This is a genomic window from Salinibacter pepae, assembly GCF_947077775.1.
In the GTDB taxonomy this organism is placed as follows: Bacteria; Bacteroidota; Rhodothermia; order Rhodothermales; family Salinibacteraceae; genus Salinibacter; species Salinibacter pepae.
Map to the genome: position 1 here is coordinate 2,788,023 of NZ_CAMTTE010000001.1, position 25,821 is coordinate 2,813,843.

Sequence of the window (25,821 nt, forward strand, 5' to 3'; positions counted from 1 at the left end):
CTTTTGTACCGGCCCGCTGGTCCATGTCTGAGTGGTCCTATTCCGACGAAGAGCTCGATCAGTACTTCCGTGACCGGTCCGCCCGGGAGGGCAATCGACCGGGGGAGGGCGCGTCGGGGGACGAAGAAGACGGACACGGGCGTCCCACCACCGGCTTCCGGGGCTTCTTTCACCGCCGGATCGCGGACCCGTGGGCGGCCCAGGCCGCCGCTGTGCTCTCCGTCCTCACAGGGATGCTGGCAATTGGGGTGCTGGCAGGCGGTACGTACGTCTGGACCCTGACCGACGACATCCCGTCGACCGAGCGCCTGGAAGACCCCACCATGCAGCTGGCCACCATCGCCTACACGGCCGACGGCGAAGAGCTGGCCCGGTACGCCCGCCAGAACCGCTCCTGGGCCCCCTACGACAGCATCTCGTCCCACGTCACCGACGCGCTCATCGCGACGGAGGACCAGCGGTTTTACCAGCACTGGGGCGTGGACCCGCAGGCCATCGTGGCCGCGGTGGCCGACATCCTGACCGGCAACTTTCGGGGGGCGTCGACCATCACGCAGCAGCTCGCGCGCAACCTGTACAACGAAGCGGTGGGGCGGGCCGTCACCATTCCGCGCAAGGTCCGAGAAATGGTGACGGCCGTGGAGCTGGAGCGGCGCTACACGAAGCGGGAGATCCTGGAGATGTACCTCAATACCGTGAGCTTTGGGGGAAACGTGTACGGCATCGAGTCCGCAGCCCGGACGTATTTTGGGCGGCGCGCCGCGCGGCTCGATCCCCTCCAGGCCGCCACCCTGGTCGGGATGCTGCGGGCGACCACCTACTACAACCCGGTGCGAAACCCGCAACACGCGAAGCAACGGCGCAACGTGGTCCTGCGGCTGATGCGGGAGCAGGGCGCCATCAGCGCCGCCTACTACCGCGACCACGTCGACGACCCGGTCCGGGCCGACTATCACTCCTCCCGCCTCTCTGCGAGCCTCGCCCCGTACTTTGCCGAGCACGTGCGCACCACCCTCTCGGACTGGGCCACGGACGAGGAATACAGCGACCATCCCCTCCACGGCCGCGACATTTACGGCGACGGGCTGCGGGTATACACGACCCTCGACTCCAAGCTGCAAAAGCTGGCCCGAGCGTCGGTGGAGCACAACATGACCGCGCTCCAGAAGGTGGTGGGCTACCAGTGGAGCGAGCCCTCGCCCGGCCTCTACAGCAGCTCGCTGGAGGACTACCGGTCGCTGACGCCCGGGGAGGACTACGAGCCGTTCGCCCACTTCTGGGCGTCCAACCCCGAGGTCCTGAACGACTTCATCCGCCAGACGACCCGCTACGACACGCTTCGGGCCCGCGGGAGGGGGCCGAAGGCGGCGGTGGACCGGCTCCGCGACGCCCCGTCGTTTCTCGACTCGCTGAAGGCGGCGAAGAGCCGCCTGGGGGCGGGGCTTGTTTCCCTCGACCCCCGGAACGGACACGTAAAGGTGTGGGTGGGGGGGCGCGACTTCGAAACCGAAAAGTACGACAAGGTCGGGACCGCCCGGCGGCAGCCGGGGTCGACGTTTAAGCCGTTCACTTACACCGCCGCCATCGACAACGGCTACTCCCCCTACGACACGCTCCTCGACAGCACGTTTACCTGGAAAGACGCGGGGGCGGACACGACGTGGTCCCCCCAGAACTACGACGGAGAGTCCTCCGGGGAGATGCTGACCCTGAGCCAGGGGCTGGCCAACTCCAAAAACACGATCACGGCCCGGCTCGCGCTCGACCTGAACCCGCAGACGGTCACCACGTACGCCCGCCGAATGGGCATTCCGGACGAAACCCTGAAGGCGGTTCCGTCCATCGCGCTCGGCACCAGCAACGTGCGGCTGCTCGACATGGCCGCGGGCTATAGCACCCTGGCGAACGGTGGGCTCTACAACGAGCCGGTCGCCATCACGCGGGTCGAAGACCGGTACGGCAATGTGCTCTGGGAGTCGTCGTCGAGCCCCCGAGAGGCACTCTCCAAGCGGACGGCCTACACGGTCGTCGACATGATGCGGGGGGTGATCGACTATGGCACCGGCGTGCGCATCCGCACGCAGTTCGACCTTGGGGAGTACGATCTGGGCGGAAAAACGGGGACCACCGACCGGGCGGCGGACACGTGGTTCATGCTCATGCACCCCGAATTGGTGAGCGGCTCCTGGGTGGGCTTCGAAGACCAGCGCCTGACCTTCCGGACGGGCTTCTGGGGGCAGGGGGCGCACACCGCGCTCTTCCTCGTCGGCGACTACTACCGGCGCATCACCGAGTCGGACACGGTGTCGCTCGCAAACACGTCGTTCCCGCTGGTGGAGGGCTACGGCGCCCCGGAGGACACCACCGGCAGCCCGAACGGCGGGCGCGTCGGGTGGTAGGAATCGCGGGCGAATTTCGAGTTGCGATTTTTGAAGGGGCGGTTTCCGGTCCCCCCTTGTGATTCGGGCAGCGTCAAGCAATTCCGTCCGGACTGGAGGCGTCTTAAGCAGAGTGCTGAGCGCGAGTGCGACCGCGGACTCCCGGGGTGCGAAGCGGAGCCGATAGACCTCCTCGGGTGGGGCGATAACGCCGGATGTGAAGAGATTCACTCCGAAAAGACGTCTTCGCTGCGCTCCGGGTGCTTCGGTTGTTCGGCAGCCCTCTCAGAACGACGCGTCCTTCGTGGCTTTGAAGGACCTCTCGATCGTGCGTCCTGGCATGGTCCCCTTCCCATTCGTCCCTCGAAATTCGTAATTCGACACTGTGACGCTGCTGCACACCGCGGACATCCACCTGGGGTTCAAGACGCACGGACGGCGCGATCCGGACACGGGCCTGAACACGCGGCTCCTCGACGTGCGGCGCTCGTTGGAGGCCGTGGTCCAGCGCGCCCTCGACGCCGACGTGGACGCGTTTCTGTTCTGTGGGGACGCCTACCACACCGCCGACCCCACCCCCACACAGCAGGACATTTTTGTCCAGTGCCTCCGGCCCCTCGCCGACGCGGACATTCCGGTCGTGCTGATCGTGGGCAATCACGACCACCCCGTCACGTTTGGCCGGGCCTCGTCGCTCGACATTTTCGACCACATCGCCGGCGCGGTCCACTGCTACCGCAAGCCGGCGCCCAGCGTCCAGGTCCTCGACACGAAAAGCGGGCCGCTTCAACTCATCCCGCTGCCCTGGCCCATCCGCAGCCAAATTCTTGCGAGGGACGAGTACCGCCGCATGTCGCCGGATGAGATTCGGCAGTTCGTGGAGGAGCACTACGTGACCTACGTCCAGCGCCGGGCCGCCGAGATCATGGAGGAGGAGACCGGCATCACGCCCGAGGGCACCGAGCACGCCCTGTCGCCCGACGTGCCCACCGTACTGGCGGGACACGTGACCGTGCAGGGGGCCGCCCTGTCCGGCTCGGAGCACACCACCACGATCGCGTCGGAGCCGAAGTTTACCGTGGGGCAGCTTGCCGTGCGTCCCATCGACTACGTGGCCCTGGGCCACGTGCACCGGCCGCAGAATCGCAACGAGGAGGGCCATCCCCCCGTCGTGTATTCCGGCAGCATCGAGCGCGTGACGTTCAATGAGGCCCAGGAGGACAAGGGGGTTCAGTTGGTGGACATCGACCCGGCGCGCGACCCGGGGACCCAGACCACCTTCGTGGAGACGCCGGCCCGCCCGTTCGTCGCGGTTTCGGTCGACGCCCGGGACGCGGACGCCCCGACCGAGCAGGTGCTGGCGGCGATCCAAGAGCGCGATGTCGCGGACGCCATCGTGCGGGTCCGGTACCGCGTGCGGGAGGAGCAGGTGGCGCAGGTTGACCCTGAACGGCTCCGGGAGGCCCTTGCGGCCGCCGACACGGTCGCCGGGATCGAACGCACGGTAGACCCGGCCGACCGCAAGCGCCGGACGGCCGTCACGCGCGAGTCCGGACTCGAAGAGGCGGTGCGCCAGTACGTGGGGCAGCATGACGAGCTGTCCGGACTGGAGGAGGACCTCGTGGAGACGGCCCTGGCGCTCGAGGCGGGGCTGGAGGCCGACGAGGCGAACCCTGGGTGAGCACCGCTCCCCACCGGGCACCTAAGGCGACTCGTGAGCCTCTTCTTACCCCCAAGGCGATCGTGCCGAATCTGTAATTGACACCATCGCCCCGAGGCACGGTTGAATGTTCGCCCACCTACCTCCATGTTATGGACATCCCATTATTCATTCCGTGCTCGAAACTGGGGACGTACGGCTGTACAGGGCGTACGGACAGTTTCGCAATCAACGCATCAAACACCCGTGGATATCGAAAATCGTACTGTAGTCGTCCCGCGAAAGGAAGACACGACCAAGGAGGAAGAGCCCGTCGAAGTGTGGCCGCTGGTTGAGGCGGCCCTCGACAAGGTTGACGCCGACCCGACCACCTACCAGGCGGCCCAAGCGGCCATGGAGGTGAGCGATGGCTGTGCAACCCTGGCCAACTTCTTGATCAGCCAGGCCGAGCAGGTCGAGAAGATGGACTACCGTTTCAAGGTCCCCCTGGTTGTGCTCGGCGCCAAGCTTGCCCGCGAGGACGACGGTTCTACGACCATTTACGACCCCGGCGAGGGAGCCTTTCACTTCGAGACCGACGATCACCACTTTGCCTTTGAGGTCTACGAGGACTGGACGGTCGACTGGGAAGAGGTGACCGACCGGATCGAAAAGGGATACAACTGGGACGGCGTCGAGAAGCAGGTCTGGGCCCTCGACTGGCTCATGGCCTATCTTGAGGTTCCCTCGGACGACTACATGGTCGACGACGAAGGGGACGACGACGACCAGTATTACAGCCGCATCTGACGGCGGCTGACGTCCTTCGTGGTCCCGGCCCCACGCCGTCCGCCGTACCGCTCTGGGGGGAGTGCTTCCGAGGGAACACCCGTTCTGTACCTGTTCCGGCCAAACAGCCAAACCAGCCCCCCGGTTGCGCCCGAGATCAGTTCGGCGCCGGCATGAGGTGGGTGCGGAGGTCCAGCGGCTTCAGTGACTGAAGGGCCGCCCGGGCTGCGGCCGTCTCTTCGAAAAGCCCGTACACGGCACTGCCGGACCCGGAGAGGGAAACGCAGGCCGCGTCTGTCTCCTGCAGCGCCGCTCGCGTCGCATCAACCGCTGGCTCCGCCGCCGCTACGGGCGCTTCAAAGTCGTTGGTGAGAACCTGTCCCCAACGGGATAGGTCATTTGAGAGCACGAGACGCCGTAGGTCGGGCCGGTTGGCCTCTGTGGGGGAGACCCGGTCGTAGGCCCAGGGGGTGGCGACAGCGACAGACGGCACGGCGATGAGTAGAGAAAACGGCAGGCGGTACGATGTGCCGTCTTTGGAAAGTGGCGAAAGCGTGTCGCCGCGCCCGGTGGCGTAGGCGGCCGGCGCATCCTGGAGAAAAAACGGCACGTCGGCCCCGATCGTGCGTCCGATCTGTCGGAGCACGTCGGGAGACGGGTCCACGTCCCACAGCCGCGCGAGGAGCCGGAGTGTGGCCGCGGCGTCGCTGGATCCACTGCCCAGGCCGGCGCCGTACGGCACCCGCTTCTCGAGGTGAAGGTCGGCGCCTGCGGGCACGTCACACGCCGCCGCAAGCCGGTGGGCCGCCTGCAGGCACAAGTTGTCCCTGTCTGTGGGGAGCGACGGGTCCGAGCATGTGAGGGAGAGGGCGTCGGCGGGCGCCGCGGCAATCGTATCGGCCCAGTCGATCCGGTGCAGGATCGTTTCGATGTCGTGGTACCCGTCGGGGCGCCGACGAAGGACGTGGAGGCCCAGGTTAATCTTGGCCGGGGCATCTTGGACGAGGGGCATCGACCGGGGGACGGGACGGTGAGAAAACGCGCGAAGCAGTGTAGATTTGGGCTGCCCTTCTGTCTTCCCGTGCCTACGACGACTGCGAGTCGGCAGGGGGGCGCGCGGCGACACGGGCCCCCTTGGAGGGAATGGGGGAGATCCAGGCCTCCGTGGACACGTCGTGCTGCGCGAAGGCCTCGACCATGGCGTCCCGCACGCGCTCGGCCTGATCGGGCCCCTCGCACCAGGCGAACAGGGTGGGGCCGGCGCCCGAAAGCGAGCAGCCCAGGGCGTCGTGCGCCCGTGCCGCGTCCTGCACGTCCGCGAAGCCGGGAACGAGCGCGGCCCGGTGGGGCTCCACGATCAGGTCGCGCAGGGCGCGCCCGATGAGCGCGAGGTCGTCGCGGTAGCAGCCGGCCACGAACGCGCCCAGGTGCGCCGTCTGCCGGACCGACTCGGACAGCGGAATCGTGTCGGGCAGGCACGCCCGTGCCTCCCGGGTCGGGAGGACCCGGTCCGGGTGGACGAGGACACAGCGGATGCCGGAGGGGACCGGGATCGGCACTACGTCCGGGGGGTCCATCTCGCGGGTGAGCACGAGGCCGCCGAACAGACAGGGGGCGACATTGTCGGGGTGCAGGTCGCCGCTTGCGACGGCCTCCCCGGCCAGCGCGTGGGGCAACAACGCCGCCCGCGACCAGGACGCCGAAAGCAGCTCGGCCCCGGCCACGACCGCGCCCACGGCGGAGGCGGCCGAGCCCCCAAGCCCGGACCCGAGTGGGATGCCCTTCTCGATGGACACCTCGAAGCCGCCGCTCATGCCCGTGGCGTCCCGAAGAGACTGCAGGGCGACGGTGGCCGTGTTGTCGGCGGGCGTGGTGGGCAGGTCGGGGACGCGCCCGGTGATGGAGCCAACCCGCACCGTCGGGTCGTCGAGCCGCCGCACCGTCACCCGGTCGCCGAGGCCGTCGAGGGCCCCCCCCAGCACGTCGTACCCCACGGCCACATTCCCCATGGAGGCAGGGGCGAAGACGGTCACCTCACTTTTCATTGTCTGATCTGATCATTGTCTCATCTCTTTCGGCGGGGAAGTTCTGAGGTCGGAATTGGGTTTACAAACCTCAGAATGGTCCGTTCTGCTCCCGCAACCGCCTCCTACGCTCCCACTCATCTGTTTTTGGTTTGTCTGCACGTGCGCCCAGACGCCCACATGCAATCACGCCCGACCTACGACATCAGGCGGAGCAGGTCGGCAAAGACGCCCGCCGCGGTGACCTGGGGGCCGGCCCCGGGGCCCTGCACGATGAGGGGGGTCTCGTCGTACCGGTCCGTCTGAAAGCGGACGATGTTGTCCGTGTGGTTGATGCGGGCAAAGGCGTGGTCGGCGGGGTAGCGGCGCAGGCGCACCGACGCGTCGCCGTCCCGCGTGACGCCGCCCACAAACCGGAGCACTTGGTTTTCGGCCCGGGCGTCCCGGAGGAGTTTCGTCATGTCCGCGTCGTGCTCGGGAAGCCGGTCCAGGAAGGTCTCAACCGAGCCGTCGCGGAGCGGCCCCGGCACGAGCCCGTCCACGGACACCTCGTTCAGCTCTAGCGGCACGCCCATTTCGCGCGCCAGGATGACGACCTTGCGGGCCACGTCCATGCCGGAGAGGTCGTCGCGGGGGTCGGGCTCGGTAAAGCCCTCCGCCCTGGCCTGACGGAGAATGGCGGAGAAGGGTCGGTCGCCGTCGAACGCGTTGAAGAGGTACGAGAGCGTGCCGGAGAGGATGCCCTCGATCCGGTGCACCTGGTCGCCCGTCTCGGTGAGGCTGTTGAGGGTCTGCAGGATGGGCAGGCCCGCCCCCACGGTCGTCTCGTACAAATACTGGGGCCCGGGCCCCCGGCTGGCGGCCTGCAGGGCCTGGTGCGTGGTCCACGTGTCGGTATTGGCCTTCTTATTGGGCGTCACCACGTGGATGCCGCGCTCCAGCCAGTCCTCGTAGCGCCGGGCGATGGGGGCGCTGGCGGTGCAGTCGACGATCACCGTGTGCGGGTGATAGTCGGTCTGTACGTGGTCGACGAAGGCGTCGAGGTCGGTCGCCTCTCCTGCAGACAGGTCGGCCCGCCACGTTTCGAGGTCGAGGCGCTGCTCGGCCCGGAGCATGCGGGACGACGCGGCGATGCCGCGCACGCGAAGGTCGATGTCCTGTTGGTCGCGGAGCCGGCCGGCCTCGGTGCGAATCTGGTCGAGCAGGGCCGCGCCGACGTTGCCGGCGCCAATGACGCCGATCGACAGGGTCCGCTTCGAGAGGTAGAAGCCCGCGTGGGCGGCCCGTAGGGCGCGGCGGGCGTCGTCCCCGTCCACCACGGCGGAGATGTTGCGCTCCGAGGACCCCTGGGCGACGGCCCGCACGTTGACGCTGGCCTCGCCCAGGGCCCCGAAGAAGGTGGCGGCGACGCCGGGCGTGCCGGCCATTTGGTCCCCCACCACGGCGAGGATGCTGCAGTGGGGCACCAGCTCGACCGTCCGGAGCTGGCCGCGGTCCAGCTCGGCGTAGAAGGCGTGCTCGGCGGCCTCACGGGCGACCTCGGCCTGGGCCTGGGGCACGGCGAAGCAGATTGAGTGCTCGGAGCTGCCCTGCGAGATCAGGATGACGGACACCCCTTCCTCCTCCAGCGCGTTGAAGAGGCGCCGCGCGATGCCGGGCACCCCGATCATGCCACTGCCCTCCAGGTTGAGGAGGGCCACGTCGTCGATCGTGGAGAAGCCCTTCACGACCGACGCGCCGTCGTCGTTGAGGTGAATGCGGGTGCCGGGCCGGTCCGGCGCAAAGGTGTTGCGGATCGTGATCGGAATCTCGTGCTCGACGGCGGGCGACAGCGTGCGCGGGTGAATGACGCCGGCCCCGAAGTAGGCCATCTCCATGGCCTCCTCGTAGGAGAGGGCGTCGAGGCGGCGCGCGTCGGGGACGTACTGCGGGTCGGCACTCATCACCCCGTCGGTGTCCGTCCAGATCGTGAGGGCCTCCGCCTCCAGCAGCGCCGCGAAGAGGGCGGCGGAGTGGTCCGAGCCGTTCCGCCCGAGGGTGGTGGGCACCCCGTCGGGCGTGGTGGCGATAAAGCCGGTGGCAACGATCACGTCGGGGGTGTCGTGCGCGGCCCGCCAGTCGGCAAACCGTTCCTGAGTGGCTTCCCAGTCGACCACCGGACCCATCTCCTCGTGGGTGACGACGAGCACCTCGCGGGCGTCGCACACGGCGGCCGACAGCCCCCGATGGCGCAGCACCCCCCCGAGCACGCGGGCGGACCACAGCTCGCCGTACCCGGCCACGAGGTCGCGGGTCGTGTCGGGGGCCGTGCCCATGAGGCGGGTGGCCCGAAGCACGTCGGCCAGGTCGTCTAGGTCCTGGTCCAGCGTGCGGAGCACGGAGGCGGCGGCGTCCCCGTCCAGCAGATCGGTCACCACGGCCCGCTGATCGTCGCGCAGGGACTGAAGGCGATCGGACAGTCCGTCGGCGTCGGTGTGGGCCTGCTCGGCGAGGGCAAGCAGGCGGTCGGTCACCCCGCTCATGGCCGACACAACGACCGCGACCGGCGGGGGGTGGGCACCGAGCAGGTCGGCCACGTGCCGGATGCGGGCCGGGTCGGCGAGGCTGGTGCCGCCGAACTTGTGAACCCGCCAGCTGGCGGGCGCAGGGGCGGACGATTCCACAGACGATTCCATACGAGGAGGCGAATTAGGGGGGTGGACCCGTGGCGGGCGACTTCAGCCTCGACCCGCAAGAGAACAACGCCGGTCGTCCCTGTGCGGCCGAGACGGGCGGGGGAGGGTTTATTGGGACCCCACCTGCTCGTTCGCGGCGACGGTGGCCACGAGGAGGCGATGGAGCTGGGAACGGCCCGTTTGGAGGGAAGGGCCCTCCGAGGACGGGGCGCCATCCTCCTCCGCCAGGTGCTGCGCGGTGAGGAGCGTGAGGGCCATGACGTGCACGCCCATGTGGCGGGCCGCAAGCACTTCGGGCACCACGCCTGTTCCCACGGCGTCGGCCCCCAGCCGACGGGCCATCCGGTGCTCGGCGGTCGTTTCGTGATGGGGGCCCAGGAGGCCCATGTAGATGCCTTGCCGCAGGGGGACGCCCGCGCTCCGGGCCGCGTCGCTCGCCCGTCGCCGGAGCGTCGCGTCGTAGGGGGCGGTCATGTCGGGGAAGCGCGGGCCCCACTCCTCCACGTTGGGCCCAACGAGCGGGTTCTGGCCCTGAAAATTGATGTGATCGGTCAGCAGCATCAGGTCGCCGCGATTGGCCTGTGCGGTGACGCTGCCGGCCGGGGCCGCCAGCAAGAGCGAGTCGACGCCCGCGGTGGCGAGCATGCGCACGGGGAAACTGACCTCCCGGGGCGTGTGTCCGTCGTAGAGGTGGAACGCCTGGTCCAGCTCGACGACCTGGGTCCCGCCGAGCGTACCGATCGTGAGCGTGCCGTCCGACGCCGGGTAGTGCGGAAGATTGGCGTACGGAATCGTGTGCTCGACCGTCCCCGCCTGAAGAACATCGTCGAGGTCCACGTCGCGCATGATGGCAACGGTGGGGGAGGCGTCTAGGTCGGGGAGGGCGGCGGCCGCCGCGTTGACCTGTTGTTTGTACGCGGCGGTACCGTCGGCGGTGAGGGCGGAGGCGTCGGCGGCCGTAGACATGCGGAGGGCGGATTGAAAGCAGTGTGGCGCGGAGGAGGGCGAGACGACCCGGGACTATGTAAACACGCAGAAATACGTTTATTCGAGAGTCATTCTGAGCGACCGACGACCGGAGGAAAAAGCGAGTCGACGAATCTTACTGGGTCCAGCGCGAACGCTGATTGGGGCATATACCGGCCCGAAAGCCGCTTCTGCTGATCTTCGAAGAGATTGATTTCATCAGTCGCTTCGCTCGTGTCTCGACCCCGCTTCGCTGCGCCCGGAATGACTTGTTGGGAAGGGTCTTTTGCGTGTCTACTTAGTCCTCCATGTCTTCGAGGATGCTCCAGATCTTCTCGATCTCCTCGGAGGTGGCGTCCGGGTCGTCCCCGGAGCGGCTTTTCTGTTTCGACTCGTCGGTTTGGTCGGCGTCGGACGCCTGGGCGTTGGGGGCGGCGTGTGCGTCCTGGTTCGATTGGGAGGGGGCATCGGCTTGCTGCCCCGGCGCGTCGGCCTGGGGGGCGGACTGTTCGTCCCGCCCATGGGGACGGTCTTCAGGGGCCTCCGGTTCGGAAGAGGGCTGTTCCGCCGGGGCGTCCGGCTCCGAGGAAGAGCGGGGCGTGGGGGCGGCCTCGCTCGCGACATCGTCCGTGAACACCTCCGACGGGGCGCGCTCCTCTGGAGACTCCTCGGCCGGGGCGTCGGCGTCGGTCAGCGGCTCGGTTTCGGCGAGAACGTCCTCGTCGGGCGAGGCGGGACCGTCCGCGTCTGTGGACGGGGCCGTGGATGGGTCGACGGTTGGGGGCGCCTCGGACGCGTCCGCGTCGTCGACCGACGCGGCATCCGGGGCGGCCGGCTCCCTGTCGGCGGCCTCGTCGTCCGCCTGGGTCAGATCCGGAGCGGAGGGGGCGCCGGATGGGCCTCCGGGGCCGGCCGGCGATTCGGGCTCGGGCGACGCGGCCTCGTCGGTCGACGGCTCCGCGGCTCCGGGCGAAGGGGGATCGGAGGGGGCGTCCTCCCGGTCGTACGCCTCCAGCACCTCAAGCTCCGAGTTGAGGAAGCCGCGCAGCCGCGCGACGGCCTCGGTGCGCCGGTTTTGGAGGTGGCGGATGTCGGCTTTCAATTGCTCGCGCTCGGTCTCGGCGTCGCGTTTGATCTCTTGGGCCTGGTCGCGGGCGTCCTCCACGATGCGCTCGGCGTCGCGCTCGATATCGGCCGCTTCCGCCTTGGCGTCCTCCACGATGCGATCGGCCTTTTCGCGGGCGTTCTGGAGCGTTTCCTCGGCGTTTTTGCGGGTCTGGTCGAGGGCCTGCTGGAGGGCCTCCTCGACCTCCTGGTAGTGGTCCATTCGGCTCTGCAGTTCCTCCACCTTGTTCTTCAGGCGGCGGCGCTCGTCGTCGAGGTCCTCCCACTGCTCGGCCACCATGTCGAGAAACGCGTCGACCTCCTGGGGGTCGTACCCGCGGAGGCTCCGGTCAAACTCTCGCTTTCGAATGTCGAGCGGCGTGAGGTTCATGGCGACTGCGGCTTGGATCGGGGGACACGTGCAGCAATGGGGGGCGACCGCGCGGGACGAACCGCTTGTCCTGTGCGATCCGCCACGCGAAGCAGGGAGGCTCCGAGGTTTACCCTGTGTGCACCGGGCGGCCCGAACACTGTTTCGGGCCACCCCGGTCTCTGAGAGGGGGGAGGCCGGCTTAGTCGTAGTCGCGCGGCCCGAAGATCGATGTGCCGAGCCGGATCATGGTGCTTCCTTCTTCGATGGCCACCTCGAAGTCGTTGCTCATCCCGATGGAGAGTTCGGTCATCTCCACCTGCGGGTTGCCGGACGCGTCGTAGGTGTCGAACAGCTCCCGCATTTTCTGAAACTCGCCCCGCACGTCTTCGGGGTCGTCCACGAACGAGCCGAGGGCCATGAGGCCCTCGACGGCAAGGTGGTCGTACTGGGCGCAGTGGTCGAGGTACTCGTGCGTCTCGGACGGGTCGAGCCCGTACTTCTGGTCGTCGCCCGTAATGTTGACCTGCACCAGGCACGGGAGCACGCGGTCGTTCTTGGCGGCCCGTTTGTTGAGCTCCTCTGCGAGGCGGGGGCTGTCGAGCGCGTCGAACCAGTCGGCGTGGCGGGCAATGAATTTGGCCTTGTTCCTCTGCAGATGGCCCACCATGTGCCACTTCACGTCGCCGCCCTCGACGGCGCCCGGGCGGGCCTTTGCCTTGTCGCGAAGCTGCCGGGCCCGGTTTTCGCCGAAGTGCTCCAGCCCCACGCCCGCGCCGGATTCGATGGCCTGCATCGGAAATGTTTTGGAGACGGCGACGACCGTGATCTCGTCGGGGGACCGCCCGGCCCGCCCGCAGGCCTGAGCGATGCGCTCACGGATGGACTCGACGCGTTCCGTCACGGCTTCGGGGCGGATCTGGGCTTCCACCTCCGGCGTGGCGTCCGGAATCTTGCTCATGTGCGGGACAAGGTTGCGTGTTGCGAAGCGTCTGCGAGCCGGGTATTGGTATTCGGGGGTGGGCGCGCATGATCCGGTGCGGGCGCCCCCGGCGGTTGGGTGCGTCCGGGGCGGGGGCACCCTGCCTCGCGTGCAAACCCGGCGCGTGGCTACTGGGTCGGCTGCACGTCGAACGACACGACGCGGCCGCCCTGTGCGACGATGTGGACGCGCAGGGGGCGGCAACAGACGCCACAGTCCTCGATGTAGGTCTGCTCGCGGACCGACGGGTCGACGAGCACGGCGGTCGTCTCCCAGCAGTGCGGGCACGTAAATGACTGCTCGCGGACGTTCACGGCGTGAGGGGCGTTGGGGAACGAATAGCGAGTGGGAGGGGCCACGGGCAGGGGCCGGGGACCACTGGCCAGGCCACACAGGGGCCCTTACGTCTCCGTCCGCAGCACGTCGAGCGGCGGGCGGTCGTAAAGGCCGCGGCTGTTCCAGAGGCCAATCGCGATGGTCACGAGCACGGCGAGGACGAACGCCGCGAGAAGCACGAGCGGCGCGACCACGAAGGGCCCTTCGAAGACGAAGTAGGAAAGCCCCCACGCGCCCGCCAGGGCCAGCAGCAGGCCGGTCGCGGCCGCAAAGGCCCCGAGGAAGAGATACTCCACCGTCATGATGGTCTGCACGGTGCGGCGCGAGGCGCCCAGCGTTTTCAGAAGGACGCTCTCCTCGGCCCGCTGGTAGCGGCTCACCACCACCGCCCCGGCCAGCACGATAAGCCCCGTGAACACGCTGAAGAGGGCCATAAACCGAATCACGTACGCGAGGCGCCCGAAGAGGTCCTGGAACGTGGAAAGGATGAGGGACAGGTCGATGGCGGACACGTTCGGGTATTCCTGCACCACGTTCCGCTGCGCCGCGGCCGCCACGTCGTCGTTCGGGGTGCGCCCGAGCAGGACGTGGGTCTGTGGGGCCGCCCCGAGCACGCCCTCGGGAAAGACCACGAAGTAGTTGGTGCCGATGCGCTGCCAGTTCACGTCGCGCAGGCTGGAGATGTAGGTCGTAACCGGCCGGCCCTGCACGTCGAACGTGAGGGTGTCGCCGACGCCCACGTTGAGCTCCTCCCGGGCCATTTCCTGCTCCATCGAGATGGGAACGGCCTCGCCGGACTGCATCGGGTTGCCCTCGACGGAGCCGACGAACTCGCCCGCCACGACCGTTTCGCTCTCGGTGAGGTGGTCCCGGTACGTGACGCGGTACTCGCGCTCGTAGGCCCAACTCACGTTGACCGTTGAGTCCTGCCGCAGGGCCTCGAGGGCGCGGCCCTGCAGGGCCTGCAGGCGTGTCGTCACGATGGGCTCGCTGGCCAGGACCGGGGCGCCTGCCTTCTCCACGGCGTTGCGGACGCCGTCGATCTGGTCGTTCTGGATGCCGAACATCACGAGGTTGGGGCGGTTCTCGCCGCCGGCCACCTGAATCTGCTCCAGGAGGGTCCGCTCCACGAGCACGAGGGTCGTGATGAGAAAGACACCGAGGCCGAGCGTCAGCAGCAGCACGGTGGTCTGGTTGTGGGGCCGGTACAGGTTCGCCAGGCCCTGCCGCCAGGGGTAGGACCAGGAGGTGGGGAAAAAGCGGCGCACGCCCGCCATGATGCCGCGGGCCACGAGGGCGAGCACCCCGAACACGGCGCCCACGCCGACGGCGTAGCCGAGCCCAATTTCCCAGGTGGGCGCCTGGAGCACGGCGATGCCCGAGACCGTGGCCGCCACGGCGATGGCCACGGCCCACCGGGCGGGGTCGCGCCAGCCTCCCGTCGAGGGGGCCACCTCGGTGCGCAGCGCCTGGAGCGGCGAGACGCCCCGCACCTCCAGCAGCGGCCACAGCGCGAAGAGCAGCGTCACGCCCAGCCCGACGACCAGCCCCAGGCCCACGGCGGTCCACGACACCGCGAAGGCGACCTCAACGGGCAGGAAGTCGGCCAGGAGGCGCGGCACGAAGGCCTGCAGGGCCACGCCGAGCAGGCTGCCGAGGCCGGCCCCAATCAGGCCCAGCACGCCGGCCTGGGCGAGGTAGATGCGGAACGTGGGCCCGGCCTTCGCCCCCAGACAGCGCAGGACGGCGATCGAGGTGAGGCGGCGCTGGACGTACACGTGCACCGCACTCGCCACGCCGAGGCTCCCCAGCAGCAGCGCCACGAAGCCGGCGAGGCCGAGGAACCGATACAGGTCGCTGAGGCCGTCCTGCCAGCCCGAGGCCGCCTCCTCCACAGTATCGAGGTCAAGGTCGTGCCGGTCCAGGTAGGGGTCGATCCCCGCGATCAACGAATTCAGGTCGCGGGTCTCCGCGAACTCGAACATCACCTCGTACTCCACGCGGCTCCCGCGGCCGAAGAGAGATGTGTCGAGCCGGGCGCGGGGCAGGTAGACGCGGGGGCTGGCGGCCGAGGTAAAGCTCGACTCGCCCGGGGCCTGCTTCAGCTCCCCGAGGATGGGATACTGCGTGTCCCCGATGCGGACGGAGTCGCCCACCTCCACGCCGAACTGGCGCAGGAGCGCCCCGTCCACGAGGGCGCCGTCCTCGGCTTGATAGCGGGCCGCCGCGTCGCCGGGGCGCGTCTCCAAGGCGCCGTAGAACGGAAAGCCGCCCTCCACGGCCCGCACGGCGGAGAGCCGCGTGCCGCCGGTGGCGGGAAAGTAGGCCATCGACGCGAACGAGATGCGGCGCGACTGGGTGCCGCCAATCGAGTCGAGGAGCGCCTCGGTGGAGTCCCGAAACGGCGCATCGCTCTCGATCTTCAGGTCGGCCCCCAGGAGCGTCTTCGCCTCCCGGTCGACCGTCCGCGTCAGGTTTTCGCCGAAGCCCCGAATGGCCACGAGGGCCGCCACGCCCAGCACCATAGCAGAGAGGTAGAGGGCCAGTCGGGTGCGGCTGCCGCGACTGTCGCGCCAGGCCATCTTGAGAATCCACGGGACGTTCTCGCTCATTCGGGCTCTGAAAAGCGTCAGGAAAGTGGCGAGAGGAGAGGGCAAGACGTGAGCCGGAAGAGGCCCGACGTGTGGCGCCGGAGGCCACGTGTCACGGCCGAGGTTCACAACGCCCGCTGGGGACGGGGGGCCGCCCCAAGGGTTGTCTCAGCTCTCCAAGGGCTACCTCAGTTCTGTGTCGCCGAATTGCTCGCCGAGGTCCCGACACAGGGCCTCCAGGTGCTCCCGGTCGGTCGGGTCGAACGCGCCGAGCGTGTCGGAGTCGACGTCGAGCACGGCCAGCAGGTCATCGCTCGGCGTAAGGACGGGCACGACGACTTCCGACTGGGTGGACGACTGGCACGCGATGTGGTCCGGGGCCTTGGACACATCCGGCCACAGCTGCGTCTCGCGGGTCCGCGCCGCCGCCCCGCACACCCCGCGGCCAAAATCGATGTGGAGGCAGCCGTGCGGGCCCTGATACGGGCCCACGAGCAGCGTCTCATCGGACACCGCCCGGTAGAACCCGGTCCAGTCGTAGTGGCCGAACGAGTGGTGGAGTTCGCACGCCACGGTGGCCATCGCCGACACCCAGTCGGTCGGGCCGTCCAGCAGCGCGTCGATGCGGCGACGGGTGTCGGCGTAGCGCTCGGCTTTGTCCGATGCGGTGGCGGGGGAGGCAGGAGAAGGCATCTGGGGCGGGCGGTCGTGTGTGAACGTAGTCAGGGACGGCCCAACGGGCGGACCGCGAGGGGCAGTGCTACTCCGTCACCTCCACCTGACTGGTGTAGAAGGCGACGTGGTCCTTGAGCTCGGAGGCCTCGTCGGACGGATCCGGGTAGTACCAGGCGGAGTCCTCCGCGCGATTGCCGTTGTCCACCAGGTCGTAGTAGTGGGCCTTGCCCTTCCACGGGCAGGTGGTGCGGTGCTCGCTCTTCTTAAAGTAGTCCTTGTTCAACGACGCGGGCGGGAAGTAGTGGTTGCCTTCAACGACGACGGTATCGTCGCTCTCGGCAAGAACGATGTCGTTCCAGGTGGCTTTCATGGTAAGCGGTCGGTTGTGATCAGAAGTGAACGTGATGGTCCTCGTCTTGCAAGGCACGGGGTGTCTTTGATAGCATAGGTGTTACGGGCCCGCGGTCCACAGGTGCCCCGTCGTGTCGAAGTTGTTGCAGTGTCAGGGGGGAGCGCCGCCCCTGCCGTGATTGGTCCTGAGAGGCGTCCCGAAGCGTGCGGACCTTCCAGGGCGCCCTCAGCAGCAGGAAACGAATGGCCATGGCGCCCTCCACGACGCCGGCAATCACGAGGGCCACGACGAGGACTGACGTTTGGGGGGCAGCATGCCCACGATCCCAACCCGATCCACAGCGTGGCCGGTCCGTAGAAGAACGGAAGCGTGCAGTCGATCCCCCGTCGTTGTTGCTCGTTGGACAGCGCGTCGTACGCCGCCCGGTCGGGCATGTTGAGGACGGAGGGGGGCCGCACGGCGGACGACGAGCTGGCGGGTCGACGCTCGCGCCCTTTTTCGTGAAAGCGCGGGCGCTTCATCTGAGGGCCGCCGCGGTCTCTTGCGACGGCGTTCCCGGCCCGGGGAGCGCGAGGGCGTTCGTCCAGTACGCCTCCTTCCCGGGGCGGTCGTCGATCAGGTCGCGACCTGCCATCCAGGCCTCCAACTGCCCGTAGTACTGGGCCGTCATCGACAGGTCGTACGTGAAGCACGGCAGGGTGGCCCCAAAGATCGCGTCGGTCTGTGCGTCGTCGAGGTCCGCCCCGGTGCGCCGCGCGTAGACGGCCCGCGCCTCCGCCGGGCGCTGGTGCAGAAGGTCGATCCCACGGCGCAGCACGTCCACGAGGCGGGCGAAGGCGTCTCGGCGCTCCTCCAGCCGACTGGGCGTGCTGATCAAGACGAGTTGGCAGAAGTCCGGGATGCCCCAATCCTTGAGGGCGAAAAACTCCGCGTCGAGGCCCCGCTGGGCCGCCTCCACGAGCTCGAAGTTATAGAAGGCCAGGGTGGCCGCGTCGGCCTCTCCGTCGACCAGGGCGTCGGTGTGGTAGAAGCCGTAGTCGACCGGCGTGAACGCGTCGGGGTCGTACGTTCCGCCGTTGGCCGCCACCATCGAACCGGCGATCGCGGGGCCGCCGGGGCCGGGGGCCCCAGGATATTGCAGGCGTGTTCCGGCGAGGTCGCGGGGGCGCTCAATGCCGGCGTCGGGGCGGTACATCACCCCGCCGTTGGTGTGCAGGAACCGGGTGAAGCCGACGACCGGTCGGCCGGCGGCGCGGTCCTCAACGAGGTGGAGCGGCTCGGTGACCGCCACGTCCATGTCGCCGTCTTCGATGGCGGTGACGGCGTCGAGATGCTCCTCCGGCTCAATGACCTCGAGGTTCAGGCCGGCGTCTTCGAGCCAGCCGTGTTCTTTGGCGAGAAGAAGGGGGGTGTGATCCGGGTTCAAGAACCACTCGAGCCCCAGGCGAATCGTGTCCATTTCGGGAACGGAGGTTGTGCTGGCGATTGACGAGAAAAGAAGCGCCAGCAGTGCCTCCCCTGCCCACGGCCGTGGGTGAAGAGCGGGACGGGCCAAGACGAGTTCCTACGCCGGTGCGAACCGGGTCAGGTTCAAAGGGTGTGATCTCAGCCTCGACTGCACTGCACTGACCACAGGCACAGGTGTCGAAGCACCCCTAGCGCATGTACGGCCGTATCATAAGGGGTGCCCGAATCGACGTCAATGCCCACCCGGCGGAAATTTTTGCAAGCAGTGGGGCGTGGCGATCCTGTTACAGTACAGGGGGCCCTGTGGAGGGCGGCCAGGGGAATTCGTTTGGGGACGCCACGCCACGTCCCCTCAACCCATACGCCGTCGCCACCCTGCCGGGAACGCTCAGCGGATGCCTCCTCGTGACAGGCGGACTGAGACACAACAACTTAACTAAGCAACCAAAATCGCCCGCCCCCGGAATCTTTCCGGCCGTCCCCCGTTGCTTCCTTCTAGCAAAAACCCACAAGAACCCGTTTCCAGTTTTTAAAGGAAGCAGTCTCGTACGTCGGCCCTGCGCCGCCCCTTCTGTACGTTTCCACCCCATCCGGACTGCGGTCTGCCGACCATCATCCTCGATGTAAAGCGGCCTGCACTCCCCTTCTGAACTCTACCAACGCAAGAACCCGTCCCCCATGGCTTCCGACACGCTAGAGACCACGCTTACCTCCATCCACCAGATGACCCCTCGGGTCAAGCAGTTCATCCTTGAGGCGGGGGACCACACCTTCGCCTACCAGCCGGGCCAGCACGTCGTGATCAAGTTTGAGCAGAACGGAGACGTCGTCGGGCGGCCCTACACGCCGGTCAACCTGCCGGGCACCGGGGCCCTGGCCCTCGGCATCAAGCGCTACGACGGCGGCACGGCCTCGACCTGGATGCACGACCGGTCGGTGGGGGACCAGGTCACCGTCACCCGGCCCAGCGGCAACCTCCATCTGCGCGACTTGGACCGAGATGTCGTGTTCCTCTCGACCGGGACGGGCATCACCCCGATGATCGCGATGCTCAAGCAGTACCTGAGCGAGGGCAGCGGCCGGGCGGCGTTCCTCTACGGGGAGCGGACGCAGGAGGACATCATGTACCGGGAGACCCTCGACCACCTGTCCGCCGACCACGAGAATCTGGAGGTGCTCTACTCCCTGTCCGACGAGGACTGGGACGGGCCGACCGGGCACGTGCAGACCCACCTGGGCGATGTGGTGGACGAGCGCTTCGAGGACCCGCACTACTACATCTGCGGGATCCCCCCGATGGTGGTCGACAGCGAAGAGATGCTGCAGGAGGAGGGCGTCGACGACGGCCGCATCTTCACCGAGGGCTGGGAAAGCGACGCGGTGTAGCCTGCGTGCCTCCCTGGGAAGCCCGTCGCCTCACATCCGCCGTGTGGCTTCCGACCCGGCTTCCACCCCCGTCGCTTCGGATTGCCGCTGTGCTTTACCACCTGTCCCGCTGTGGACGGTGGTCCCGGTGACCCAAACCGGACCGGCTCCCGACCATGGAGGCTGTGGATCTCCCCGCGGGTGTGGCTCCGACGAAGGCGCTGCCCGAGCGGATGCGTCTCCTGCCTCGGCGCAATTGTAACCCTGGCGCAGTTGTAACGCCCTGCCCCTGTAACGCCCTGTCCCCGCCGGGCACACACGATCAGGGGATGAGTGCGCGGCCGGAGATGGGCGCCCATTGTCCTCGCCCACGCCATGGAGAGCAGACTCCGTCTGTCCCACCTACACTGCTTCTTTTCCGGATTGCCTTCGTCCCATGCGTCGTGTCACAGGGGGGCCCCATCTCGCTTTCTTCCTCTGCCTCTGTGCGCTACTTGGCGCCGGGCAGGCGGCCAACGCCCAGCAGCCCGCCCCTGCACGCGGACGGGCCACCCTGGTGGGCACCGTCGTAGACTCGGCGACCGGCGCCCCCCTGTCGGACGTGAACGTTTTCATCGCGGAGAGCATGCGGGGGACGACGACCGACGACCAGGGGCGCTTTCGGCTCACGGGCGTGCCGCTCGGGGCGCAGCAGCTGTACGTCTCTTTCGTGGGGTACGAGTCGGCGTCCCGGAGCCTCAACCTGCGGGAGGCGAGGCCGTATCGGTTCGAGTTTGCGCTGCCGGAAACGGTCCTGGAAGGAGAGGGCGTCGTCGTCGAGGCCGAGCGGGACGAGCAGTGGCAGCGGCGCTTCGAGCGATTTAAGTCGGCCTTTCTTGGCGAAACCCCCAACGCGGAGCAGGCGAACATCCGAAACCGGGAGGTGCTCAGCTTCGACGGGGGCCTGGGCTCGCTGGACGCCTTTGCCGCCCGCCCCATCGTGATTGAAAACCAGGCCCTCGGCTACCGGGTGGAGTACCACCTGGAGGACTTCAAGGTCACCCAGCGGCGGACACAGTACGATGGGGAGCCGTTCTTTGAAGAACTGGAGGGCACCCCGGCCCAGGAGGCGGAGTGGGAGAAGGCCCGCCGGGAGGCATTCCTCGGGTCCTTCCACCACCTCATGCTCGCCATGATTGAGGGTCGGGTCGAGGAACAGGGCTTCAAGCTGTTCTACCGCCAGAACGCACCGGGCGGCCCCCCCGGCAGCTCGTCGTCGGGCCCGCCGGGGAGCGGCGGCTTTGGATCGGGCTTCTCCGGGGGCGGACGGATGTCCATCGAGGTGGGCGACATCATGACCGAGGGAGACGGGCCGGACGAGCACATTCTTGACTTTCAGGGGGCGGCCGAGGTCATCTACCTCGGAGAGAAGCAAAGTGAGGCCTATTCGGCCTGGCGGGAAGAGCGCACCGGGCGCCGGGGCGGACGGGCGCCCCGCTACCAGACCTCCCAGTTCTGGCTGGAGCGGGGCCCGGCCACCGTCGACTACAAGGGCGAAGTCGTGGAGCGGTACGGCGTGACGGTATCGGGATACTTCGGGTTCGAGCGGGTGGCCGACCAAGTGCCAAAGGGGTACCGTCCGCAGTAGGCGCCGATGCGGGCGGCCGAAACCCTTCTCCGAGGCGACGAATACAGCCCGTGGGGATCTTGATTCCACGTCCTCACGGCACGCGGCCCGCCGCGCGTCCTCGCATCTACCAGAAGCCCATCCACCCACATGACTGCCATTTCCACCCCAGACTCGGAGGATCTCCACATCATCATCGCCGGGGCCGGGCGCGTCGGGCACCGGACGGCCCGGGTCCTGAGAGACCAGGGCCACGACGCGTATCTCATCGACAAGGACCCGGACATCGTCGAGGACGCCCGGCAGGCGCTGGGGGCGACGGTTATCGAAGGGGACGCCACAGACCCGAAGGTGCTGGCGCAGGCCGACCCCAAGCGGGCCGATGTCCTCGCTGCCCTCACGGAGACCGGAGCAACAAACTTTGCAATCTGTGCGGTCGTCAAGCACCTCACCGGCGACATCCGCACGGTTGCCCGGATCGAACGGCCCGATCAGCTCGACGAGGAGGGCACGTTCTTTGACCGGGTGGTCTACCCGGAACGGGCCGGGGCAAAGTCCGCGGTTAATCAAATCCTGACCGGGGACACGCGGGTCTTCGAGGACGTTACCGGCGACCTTGACGTGGCGGAGGTTCAGGTCGCCCTGGAGGCCCCGGCTGCCGGCAAGCAGCTGGATGCCGCCGCGCTCCCGGATCAGAGTCACGTCGTGTTCGACGTCACCAACGACGAGGTGCCCCAGCCCGGCACCGAGCTCGTGCCGGGACACCGGTACCTGATTGTGGCGGCCCCCGGCGTGGCCCGTGAGGCGCGGAGACGACTGGTCGGCTAGCGCCGAGGCCGCCGAGACACACCGCTCAGTGGGGGCGGAGGGGCGGCTGTTCCTCTTCTGCTCCCGGCTGGTGCCCAGAGACACTCGTGGCCCCGCGCCTCGCTAACCCGACGCGGGAAGGTAGTTCATCCCCTCCCCGACCGGGTCCGCCAACTGGAGTTCATCGACGACGTGCCGCTTCGTATTGGGCCTCAGCTCCGTCCACCGGGCATGGGCGAGACGGCCCAGTTCGATCGGGCTGCCGTACACCTCGTACCACTCCTCTGCGAACTGCTCGCCTCGTTGTTCGCTCACTCTGCGGCGCAGCTGCTGTAATTTCTCGGCCTGCCGCTCGAAGTCAGGGGTCCGGCTTCCGAACAGTCGCTCGAACTGGTCCAAAAGATCGGAGCGGGAAGGGATAGAGTCTGTGTCGTCCATCGGCCTGTTGGTCTGTGGGGGAGCGTGGAGCAGTCGCCCGACTGCGGTCATTGGGACCCGCGGCCAGCTGCCAGGCACCTGCCAGGAATCTATGCCGCTGGGGCAGGAGGTTCTGGTCCACAAAATGTGTGCGACGTTAAATGAGAACGGCCCGGTGGTCTGTCCATGCGCGCCTCCCTTCCGGTGTGATGTGGAAGAAATGTCGGAGGCGACCGTGCGAACCTGCCGGCAAGAGGGGGCGTGGGCGCACGCGGCATCGTCACCGGGTGGGGGCCGAGCTCCCCCGGCGTCTCAGCCGAGCCCGTAGTGCAGTGCGCTGCCGAGAAGGGGGAGGAGGGTCAGCAGGCCGAGTTCAAGCCCGACGGTGCCCCGCAACCTCCCGTTGCGAGCGGCTGAACGCGAGGGAATCGAGAGTCCCCACAGGTTCTGAACGGGCACGTCCTCGCCGTTGAGCTCGGCCTGCCACCGCAGAAACGTGAGCGTGGGGTAGATGGACGCCACGCCGACCAGCGTAAACAGCCCGACCTTCGTCCACAGCACCGGGCTTTGCATGTAGTAGGCAAACCCTTTTCCAAAGTACAGAACCTGCACCGCACCGGTGACGAACACGCCGACGGCGGCAATTCCGTACACGAGGTCGGCCGTGCCCAGTGACCGGGCCGTGGCGGCATCGGTGGGGCCGCGCAGCAGGGCGTACTCGGCCGCCACCGCGGCGTAGGTGAGCATGAAGCTGAGGATGTGCAGGTACAGCACGAGCGCGGAGGACCAGAGGGCCATCGGCATACGCAGATTGGCGAAAAACAAGTGCGAGGGCATGCCCAATGTGCCACAGGGTTCCCCGGCGGCCCGCTACGCCGGCACTCCGGCCGCCGGCACCCGCCGCACGGATGCGACGCGCCCGTTCTCGAACCGAACGTGGAGCCAGGACGGCGTCGCAGTGTCCTCTGCGTCGTAGATCAGCAGCGGGCGCTCGCCGTCGGACGCGTAGGCCCGGGGGACGCCCCGAAGCAAGATCACCTGTCGGCGGGTCATGCCCACCGCCACCGTGCCGCGGCGCAGGGCGTGTTCGATGGAGGGCGAAACCGAATGCGTGTCAAGGTAGTGCTCAAGCGCCGCGCAGCACAGTGGTGGGCCGCCGGTGCTGTCGCTCCCGCCGCCCCCAGGTGCGGTGAGCACGTACCCGAGACCAGCGCCCACGTACACCAGCAGGGCGAGTGTGGCCGGGAGGACATGCGAGACGAGCGGGAGATCAGGCATACCAATCGTGGAGGCGGGAGATCGTTGGGCGCCTCGTCGGACGCGTTCACTGCTTGGTGCCGGCTGCGTCGCCCAGCGCCGCCCTCACCCCGCCCACGGTGAGGCGGAGAAACGGCCCCTGCATGCTGGCGTCCGGGCCGCCCCCGAGGCGGCTCTGCCCGAGCTGCCAGTCGGAGCTGAGGGCGGAGAGCAGATAGCCGCCCCGCAGGCCGAGACGAAGCCCATCGCCCCCCGGCGTGCCGAACTGATACTCCAGCCCCGCCCCTAGGCTCACCAGCAGGCTCCCCGTGCTGAGCGTGGCGGACCGGTCCGGGTCGGCGAGAACATCGTCAAAATGGGTCGAGCCGTCGTCCCCAATGTTGAGCAGGAGGCCGCCCGCCCCGACGCCCGCCGTCGGGAACGCGCGCAGCCGAGGGGTCGGCTCAATCCAATACCCCAGCGACAACAGCCCGTACCCGCCCCCGAGAAAGACATCCCGCCCCTCAAACCCCTGATTTGGGGCGAGGAGGCCGTTCAGCTCAGCCCCCAGCAGAATACGACCCGCCACGACACGGTACGTGCCTCCGCCGATGGAAAGCAGCTCTGTGGAGAAGGTCGGGTAGCCGTTGGCGGACAGGCGGTCGTTGAGCGGCCCGAGATCAGTACCGCTCACGCCGATGGCTACGTAGCTGCGCTCCTCGGGCGCCTCGCCCGCATCCGCCGTGGGCCCGTCCTGCGCGACCACTGGGGGGGCGGCGGCAGCCAGCAGGAGGCCCCCGACGAGGAGCGCCTGGGCGGGGAGAAGGAGAAAGCGCGGGCGTGCGGACGAGCAGGCAGGGGGTGTCATCCGGTACATCAGCACGGAGGCATCTGTGACCAGTTGTTGAGACAGAGAGAAACGACCGACGCCCACGCCCGGACCGGCAAATGCCATCCGCTGCCGAGGGGACCGGTGCCGAAGTCCCCAGCCCCGAATCCCTGCGCCCGTCGCCTCCTTGCAGGAAGTCATTCGGCACGAAAGAGGCGAAGGTTCGCCTATTTTATCAAAAGAAGACCCTTTTATCATCTTTATTACGCTTGTTGCCCGGGGAGGTGGCTCTACAGTGCCAACGGCCGGGCAGGCGCTCGGGACGGTGACGGGGCGGCGTCTAGAACAGACGGGCAGATTCTGTCTCGTCTGCTGGGGGACGGTGTGCCCGCCTGTGCGAAAAACGAAGCGGTCGGCCCGCGACGAGTCGCCTTCGGAAGGGGTGCTGAACGGCCCATCAGCGTCTCGCGTCCCGCCGGTTGCTACCCGTCCGGGTCCGGGTCGTCGTTCTCGGGGACATCGGGTGCGTCGTCCGTGTCGCCCGGACGGTCCCGAAACGGAGACCCATCCCCCAGATCTGCAGGGGAATTCGGTCCGTCGAGGGGCTCCAGCGAACGGGCACCGGGGGGGCGTTTGCTGACCGAGTCGGTCAGAGACTGTCGGGCGGCATGCTTCGACGGGCGGCCGCTGACCCGCTCGCGCCAGAGCTTCCAACTCGACCGCTTCAGTCGGGCGCGCATCAGTGCGATGACGGCCTCTTCGTCGAGTCCGTACCGCGCCTCGATGGCCTCGAAGGGCACGTCGTCTTTCCAGGCCATGCCGATGACGTGGGACACGTCTTCATCCGAGAGGTTGTGGTCGCTTTGGACGCCCATGGCGAGCGAGAAATCTCAACGTAGAGCATACGTGGCGAAACGGCCCACCTCAAAGGCGCGGCACGACGGCTCCCCTCAGCCGACGGCGACTGGGGACCTGACGGGAAACGGACGGCCCTCGAGCCGAAGCGTATCTGTGCCGTCCATCGGGCGGGACAACTCATCAACTTGGACATGGACGGCACGACGATCGATTCGCCCAGGGCCTGGACCCGAGAGTAACAAGGTCGAAAGGTTGCGCGGTCGACCCAGGCGCCGCGGATCCGCTCCCGTCGATTGAGCGGGGCTGTCTACCGTTTGGCGGGCGCAGCCCAGGAGGGGGGCCTGATCCGTCTCCC

22 protein-coding genes and 1 riboswitch are annotated in these 25,821 nt (G+C 68.0%); of the genes, 6 read left to right on the forward strand and 16 right to left on the reverse strand.

Going from position 1 to position 25,821, the window contains the following annotated elements; genetic code table 11:
* Positions 1–23: 23 nt before the first annotated feature.
* The 3 genes from OJA40_RS11635 (at position 24) to OJA40_RS11645 (ending at position 4,827) form a co-directional block, all read left to right on the forward strand.
* Entirely contained in the window at positions 24–2,399 is a 2,376-nt protein-coding gene (locus OJA40_RS11635) for a penicillin-binding protein 1A (protein ID WP_208426349.1), read from the forward strand.
* Positions 2,400–2,763: 364 nt separating this feature from the next.
* Positions 2,764–4,059, forward strand: coding sequence for a metallophosphoesterase family protein (locus OJA40_RS11640; protein ID WP_208426348.1), 1,296 nt, complete (start codon positions 2,764–2,766; stop codon positions 4,057–4,059).
* Between the two features lie 225 nt (positions 4,060–4,284).
* Positions 4,285–4,827 (forward strand): hypothetical protein, encoded by a 543-nt coding sequence (locus OJA40_RS11645; protein WP_263808937.1) that lies wholly within the window; start codon positions 4,285–4,287, stop codon positions 4,825–4,827.
* Positions 4,828–4,963: 136 nt separating this feature from the next.
* Here OJA40_RS11645 and ispE read toward each other — a convergent pair whose 3' ends face one another.
* From ispE to OJA40_RS11700, 11 genes are all read right to left on the reverse strand, one after another.
* Positions 4,964–5,818 carry a 4-(cytidine 5'-diphospho)-2-C-methyl-D-erythritol kinase gene (gene ispE, locus OJA40_RS11650; RefSeq protein WP_208426346.1) on the reverse strand — a complete coding sequence of 285 codons (855 nt, stop codon included), beginning with the start codon at positions 5,816–5,818 and terminating at the stop codon, positions 4,964–4,966.
* 73 nt (positions 5,819–5,891) lie between these two features.
* Positions 5,892–6,851, reverse strand: a complete 960-nt coding sequence (locus tag OJA40_RS11655) for a homoserine kinase (RefSeq protein ID WP_208426345.1) — start codon at positions 6,849–6,851, stop codon at positions 5,892–5,894.
* A gap of 176 nt (positions 6,852–7,027) precedes the next feature.
* On the reverse strand, positions 7,028–9,505 hold the full coding sequence (thrA, locus tag OJA40_RS11660) for a bifunctional aspartate kinase/homoserine dehydrogenase I (RefSeq protein WP_263810745.1): 2,478 nt from the start codon (positions 9,503–9,505) through the stop codon (positions 7,028–7,030).
* A gap of 108 nt (positions 9,506–9,613) precedes the next feature.
* Complete coding sequence (locus OJA40_RS11665) at positions 9,614–10,471, reverse strand: purine-nucleoside phosphorylase (protein ID WP_263810746.1); 858 nt, start codon at positions 10,469–10,471, stop codon at positions 9,614–9,616.
* A 298-nt stretch (positions 10,472–10,769) separates the two neighbouring features.
* Positions 10,770–11,966, reverse strand: a complete 1,197-nt coding sequence (locus OJA40_RS11670; protein ID WP_263810747.1) for a DivIVA domain-containing protein — start codon at positions 11,964–11,966, stop codon at positions 10,770–10,772.
* A gap of 181 nt (positions 11,967–12,147) precedes the next feature.
* Positions 12,148–12,906, reverse strand: coding sequence for a YggS family pyridoxal phosphate-dependent enzyme (locus OJA40_RS11675; RefSeq protein ID WP_263810748.1), 759 nt, complete (start codon positions 12,904–12,906; stop codon positions 12,148–12,150).
* A 149-nt stretch (positions 12,907–13,055) separates the two neighbouring features.
* Positions 13,056–13,286, reverse strand: a complete 231-nt coding sequence (locus OJA40_RS11680) for a CPXCG motif-containing cysteine-rich protein (RefSeq protein WP_011403466.1) — start codon at positions 13,284–13,286, stop codon at positions 13,056–13,058.
* A gap of 42 nt (positions 13,287–13,328) precedes the next feature.
* Positions 13,329–15,875 (reverse strand): ABC transporter permease, encoded by a 2,547-nt coding sequence (locus tag OJA40_RS11685; RefSeq protein WP_263810750.1) that lies wholly within the window; start codon positions 15,873–15,875, stop codon positions 13,329–13,331.
* Positions 15,876–16,037: 162 nt separating this feature from the next.
* Positions 16,038–16,547, reverse strand: coding sequence for a GAF domain-containing protein (locus OJA40_RS11690; protein WP_263790475.1), 510 nt, complete (start codon positions 16,545–16,547; stop codon positions 16,038–16,040).
* Positions 16,548–16,614: 67 nt separating this feature from the next.
* The gene (locus OJA40_RS11695; protein WP_208426062.1) at positions 16,615–16,899 is read right to left on the reverse strand and encodes a DUF427 domain-containing protein; all 285 of its coding nucleotides are present in this window, start codon (positions 16,897–16,899) and stop codon (positions 16,615–16,617) included.
* A gap of 499 nt (positions 16,900–17,398) precedes the next feature.
* Positions 17,399–18,340, reverse strand: a complete 942-nt coding sequence (locus OJA40_RS11700) for an ABC transporter substrate-binding protein (RefSeq protein ID WP_263810751.1) — start codon at positions 18,338–18,340, stop codon at positions 17,399–17,401.
* Between the two features lie 85 nt (positions 18,341–18,425).
* Positions 18,426–18,548: riboswitch (TPP riboswitch) on the reverse strand.
* A 478-nt stretch (positions 18,549–19,026) separates the two neighbouring features.
* Here OJA40_RS11700 and OJA40_RS11705 point away from each other — a divergent pair.
* The 3 genes from OJA40_RS11705 to OJA40_RS11715 all read left to right on the forward strand — a co-directional run bounded on the left by OJA40_RS11705 (position 19,027) and on the right by OJA40_RS11715 (position 22,147).
* The gene (locus OJA40_RS11705; protein WP_263809769.1) at positions 19,027–19,734 is read left to right on the forward strand and encodes a ferredoxin--NADP reductase; all 708 of its coding nucleotides are present in this window, start codon (positions 19,027–19,029) and stop codon (positions 19,732–19,734) included.
* 415 nt (positions 19,735–20,149) lie between these two features.
* Positions 20,150–21,340 (forward strand): carboxypeptidase-like regulatory domain-containing protein, encoded by a 1,191-nt coding sequence (locus tag OJA40_RS11710; protein WP_263810752.1) that lies wholly within the window; start codon positions 20,150–20,152, stop codon positions 21,338–21,340.
* Positions 21,341–21,469: 129 nt separating this feature from the next.
* Complete coding sequence (locus OJA40_RS11715) at positions 21,470–22,147, forward strand: potassium channel family protein (protein ID WP_263810754.1); 678 nt, start codon at positions 21,470–21,472, stop codon at positions 22,145–22,147.
* 102 nt (positions 22,148–22,249) lie between these two features.
* Here OJA40_RS11715 and OJA40_RS11720 read toward each other — a convergent pair whose 3' ends face one another.
* The 5 genes from OJA40_RS11720 to OJA40_RS11740 all read right to left on the reverse strand — a co-directional run bounded on the left by OJA40_RS11720 (position 22,250) and on the right by OJA40_RS11740 (position 25,483).
* Positions 22,250–22,564 (reverse strand): hypothetical protein, encoded by a 315-nt coding sequence (locus OJA40_RS11720; protein ID WP_263790460.1) that lies wholly within the window; start codon positions 22,562–22,564, stop codon positions 22,250–22,252.
* 291 nt (positions 22,565–22,855) lie between these two features.
* On the reverse strand, positions 22,856–23,341 hold the full coding sequence (locus OJA40_RS11725; protein ID WP_263810755.1) for a DUF2214 family protein: 486 nt from the start codon (positions 23,339–23,341) through the stop codon (positions 22,856–22,858).
* A gap of 72 nt (positions 23,342–23,413) precedes the next feature.
* Positions 23,414–23,821, reverse strand: coding sequence for a hypothetical protein (locus OJA40_RS11730; protein ID WP_263808445.1), 408 nt, complete (start codon positions 23,819–23,821; stop codon positions 23,414–23,416).
* Between the two features lie 46 nt (positions 23,822–23,867).
* Positions 23,868–24,656: a hypothetical protein gene (locus OJA40_RS11735; RefSeq protein WP_263810758.1), complete on the reverse strand. Its 789-nt coding sequence runs from the start codon at positions 24,654–24,656 to the stop codon at positions 23,868–23,870.
* A gap of 434 nt (positions 24,657–25,090) precedes the next feature.
* Entirely contained in the window at positions 25,091–25,483 is a 393-nt protein-coding gene (locus OJA40_RS11740; protein WP_263808448.1) for a TIGR03643 family protein, read from the reverse strand.
* Positions 25,484–25,821 lie beyond the last annotated feature (338 nt).

Coding starts and splice junctions, on each gene's coding strand:
- OJA40_RS11635 (WP_208426349.1), top strand. CDS start 24: ATGTCTGAGTGGTCCTATTCCGACGAAGAGCTCGATCAGTACTTCCGT.
- ispE (WP_208426346.1), bottom strand. CDS start 5,818: ATGCCCCTCGTCCAAGATGCCCCGGCCAAGATTAACCTGGGCCTCCAC.
- OJA40_RS11655 (WP_208426345.1), bottom strand. CDS start 6,851: ATGAAAAGTGAGGTGACCGTCTTCGCCCCTGCCTCCATGGGGAATGTG.
- thrA (WP_263810745.1), bottom strand. CDS start 9,505: ATGGAATCGTCTGTGGAATCGTCCGCCCCTGCGCCCGCCAGCTGGCGG.
- OJA40_RS11665 (WP_263810746.1), bottom strand. CDS start 10,471: ATGTCTACGGCCGCCGACGCCTCCGCCCTCACCGCCGACGGTACCGCC.
- OJA40_RS11670 (WP_263810747.1), bottom strand. CDS start 11,966: ATGAACCTCACGCCGCTCGACATTCGAAAGCGAGAGTTTGACCGGAGC.
- OJA40_RS11675 (WP_263810748.1), bottom strand. CDS start 12,906: ATGAGCAAGATTCCGGACGCCACGCCGGAGGTGGAAGCCCAGATCCGC.
- OJA40_RS11685 (WP_263810750.1), bottom strand. CDS start 15,875: ATGAGCGAGAACGTCCCGTGGATTCTCAAGATGGCCTGGCGCGACAGT.
- OJA40_RS11690 (WP_263790475.1), bottom strand. CDS start 16,547: ATGCCTTCTCCTGCCTCCCCCGCCACCGCATCGGACAAAGCCGAGCGC.
- OJA40_RS11695 (WP_208426062.1), bottom strand. CDS start 16,899: ATGAAAGCCACCTGGAACGACATCGTTCTTGCCGAGAGCGACGATACC.
- OJA40_RS11700 (WP_263810751.1), bottom strand. CDS start 18,340: ATGGACACGATTCGCCTGGGGCTCGAGTGGTTCTTGAACCCGGATCAC.
- OJA40_RS11705 (WP_263809769.1), top strand. CDS start 19,027: ATGGCTTCCGACACGCTAGAGACCACGCTTACCTCCATCCACCAGATG.
- OJA40_RS11710 (WP_263810752.1), top strand. CDS start 20,150: ATGCGTCGTGTCACAGGGGGGCCCCATCTCGCTTTCTTCCTCTGCCTC.
- OJA40_RS11715 (WP_263810754.1), top strand. CDS start 21,470: ATGACTGCCATTTCCACCCCAGACTCGGAGGATCTCCACATCATCATC.
- OJA40_RS11720 (WP_263790460.1), bottom strand. CDS start 22,564: ATGGACGACACAGACTCTATCCCTTCCCGCTCCGATCTTTTGGACCAG.
- OJA40_RS11725 (WP_263810755.1), bottom strand. CDS start 23,341: ATGGCCCTCTGGTCCTCCGCGCTCGTGCTGTACCTGCACATCCTCAGC.
- OJA40_RS11730 (WP_263808445.1), bottom strand. CDS start 23,821: ATGCCTGATCTCCCGCTCGTCTCGCATGTCCTCCCGGCCACACTCGCC.
- OJA40_RS11735 (WP_263810758.1), bottom strand. CDS start 24,656: ATGTACCGGATGACACCCCCTGCCTGCTCGTCCGCACGCCCGCGCTTT.
- OJA40_RS11740 (WP_263808448.1), bottom strand. CDS start 25,483: ATGGGCGTCCAAAGCGACCACAACCTCTCGGATGAAGACGTGTCCCAC.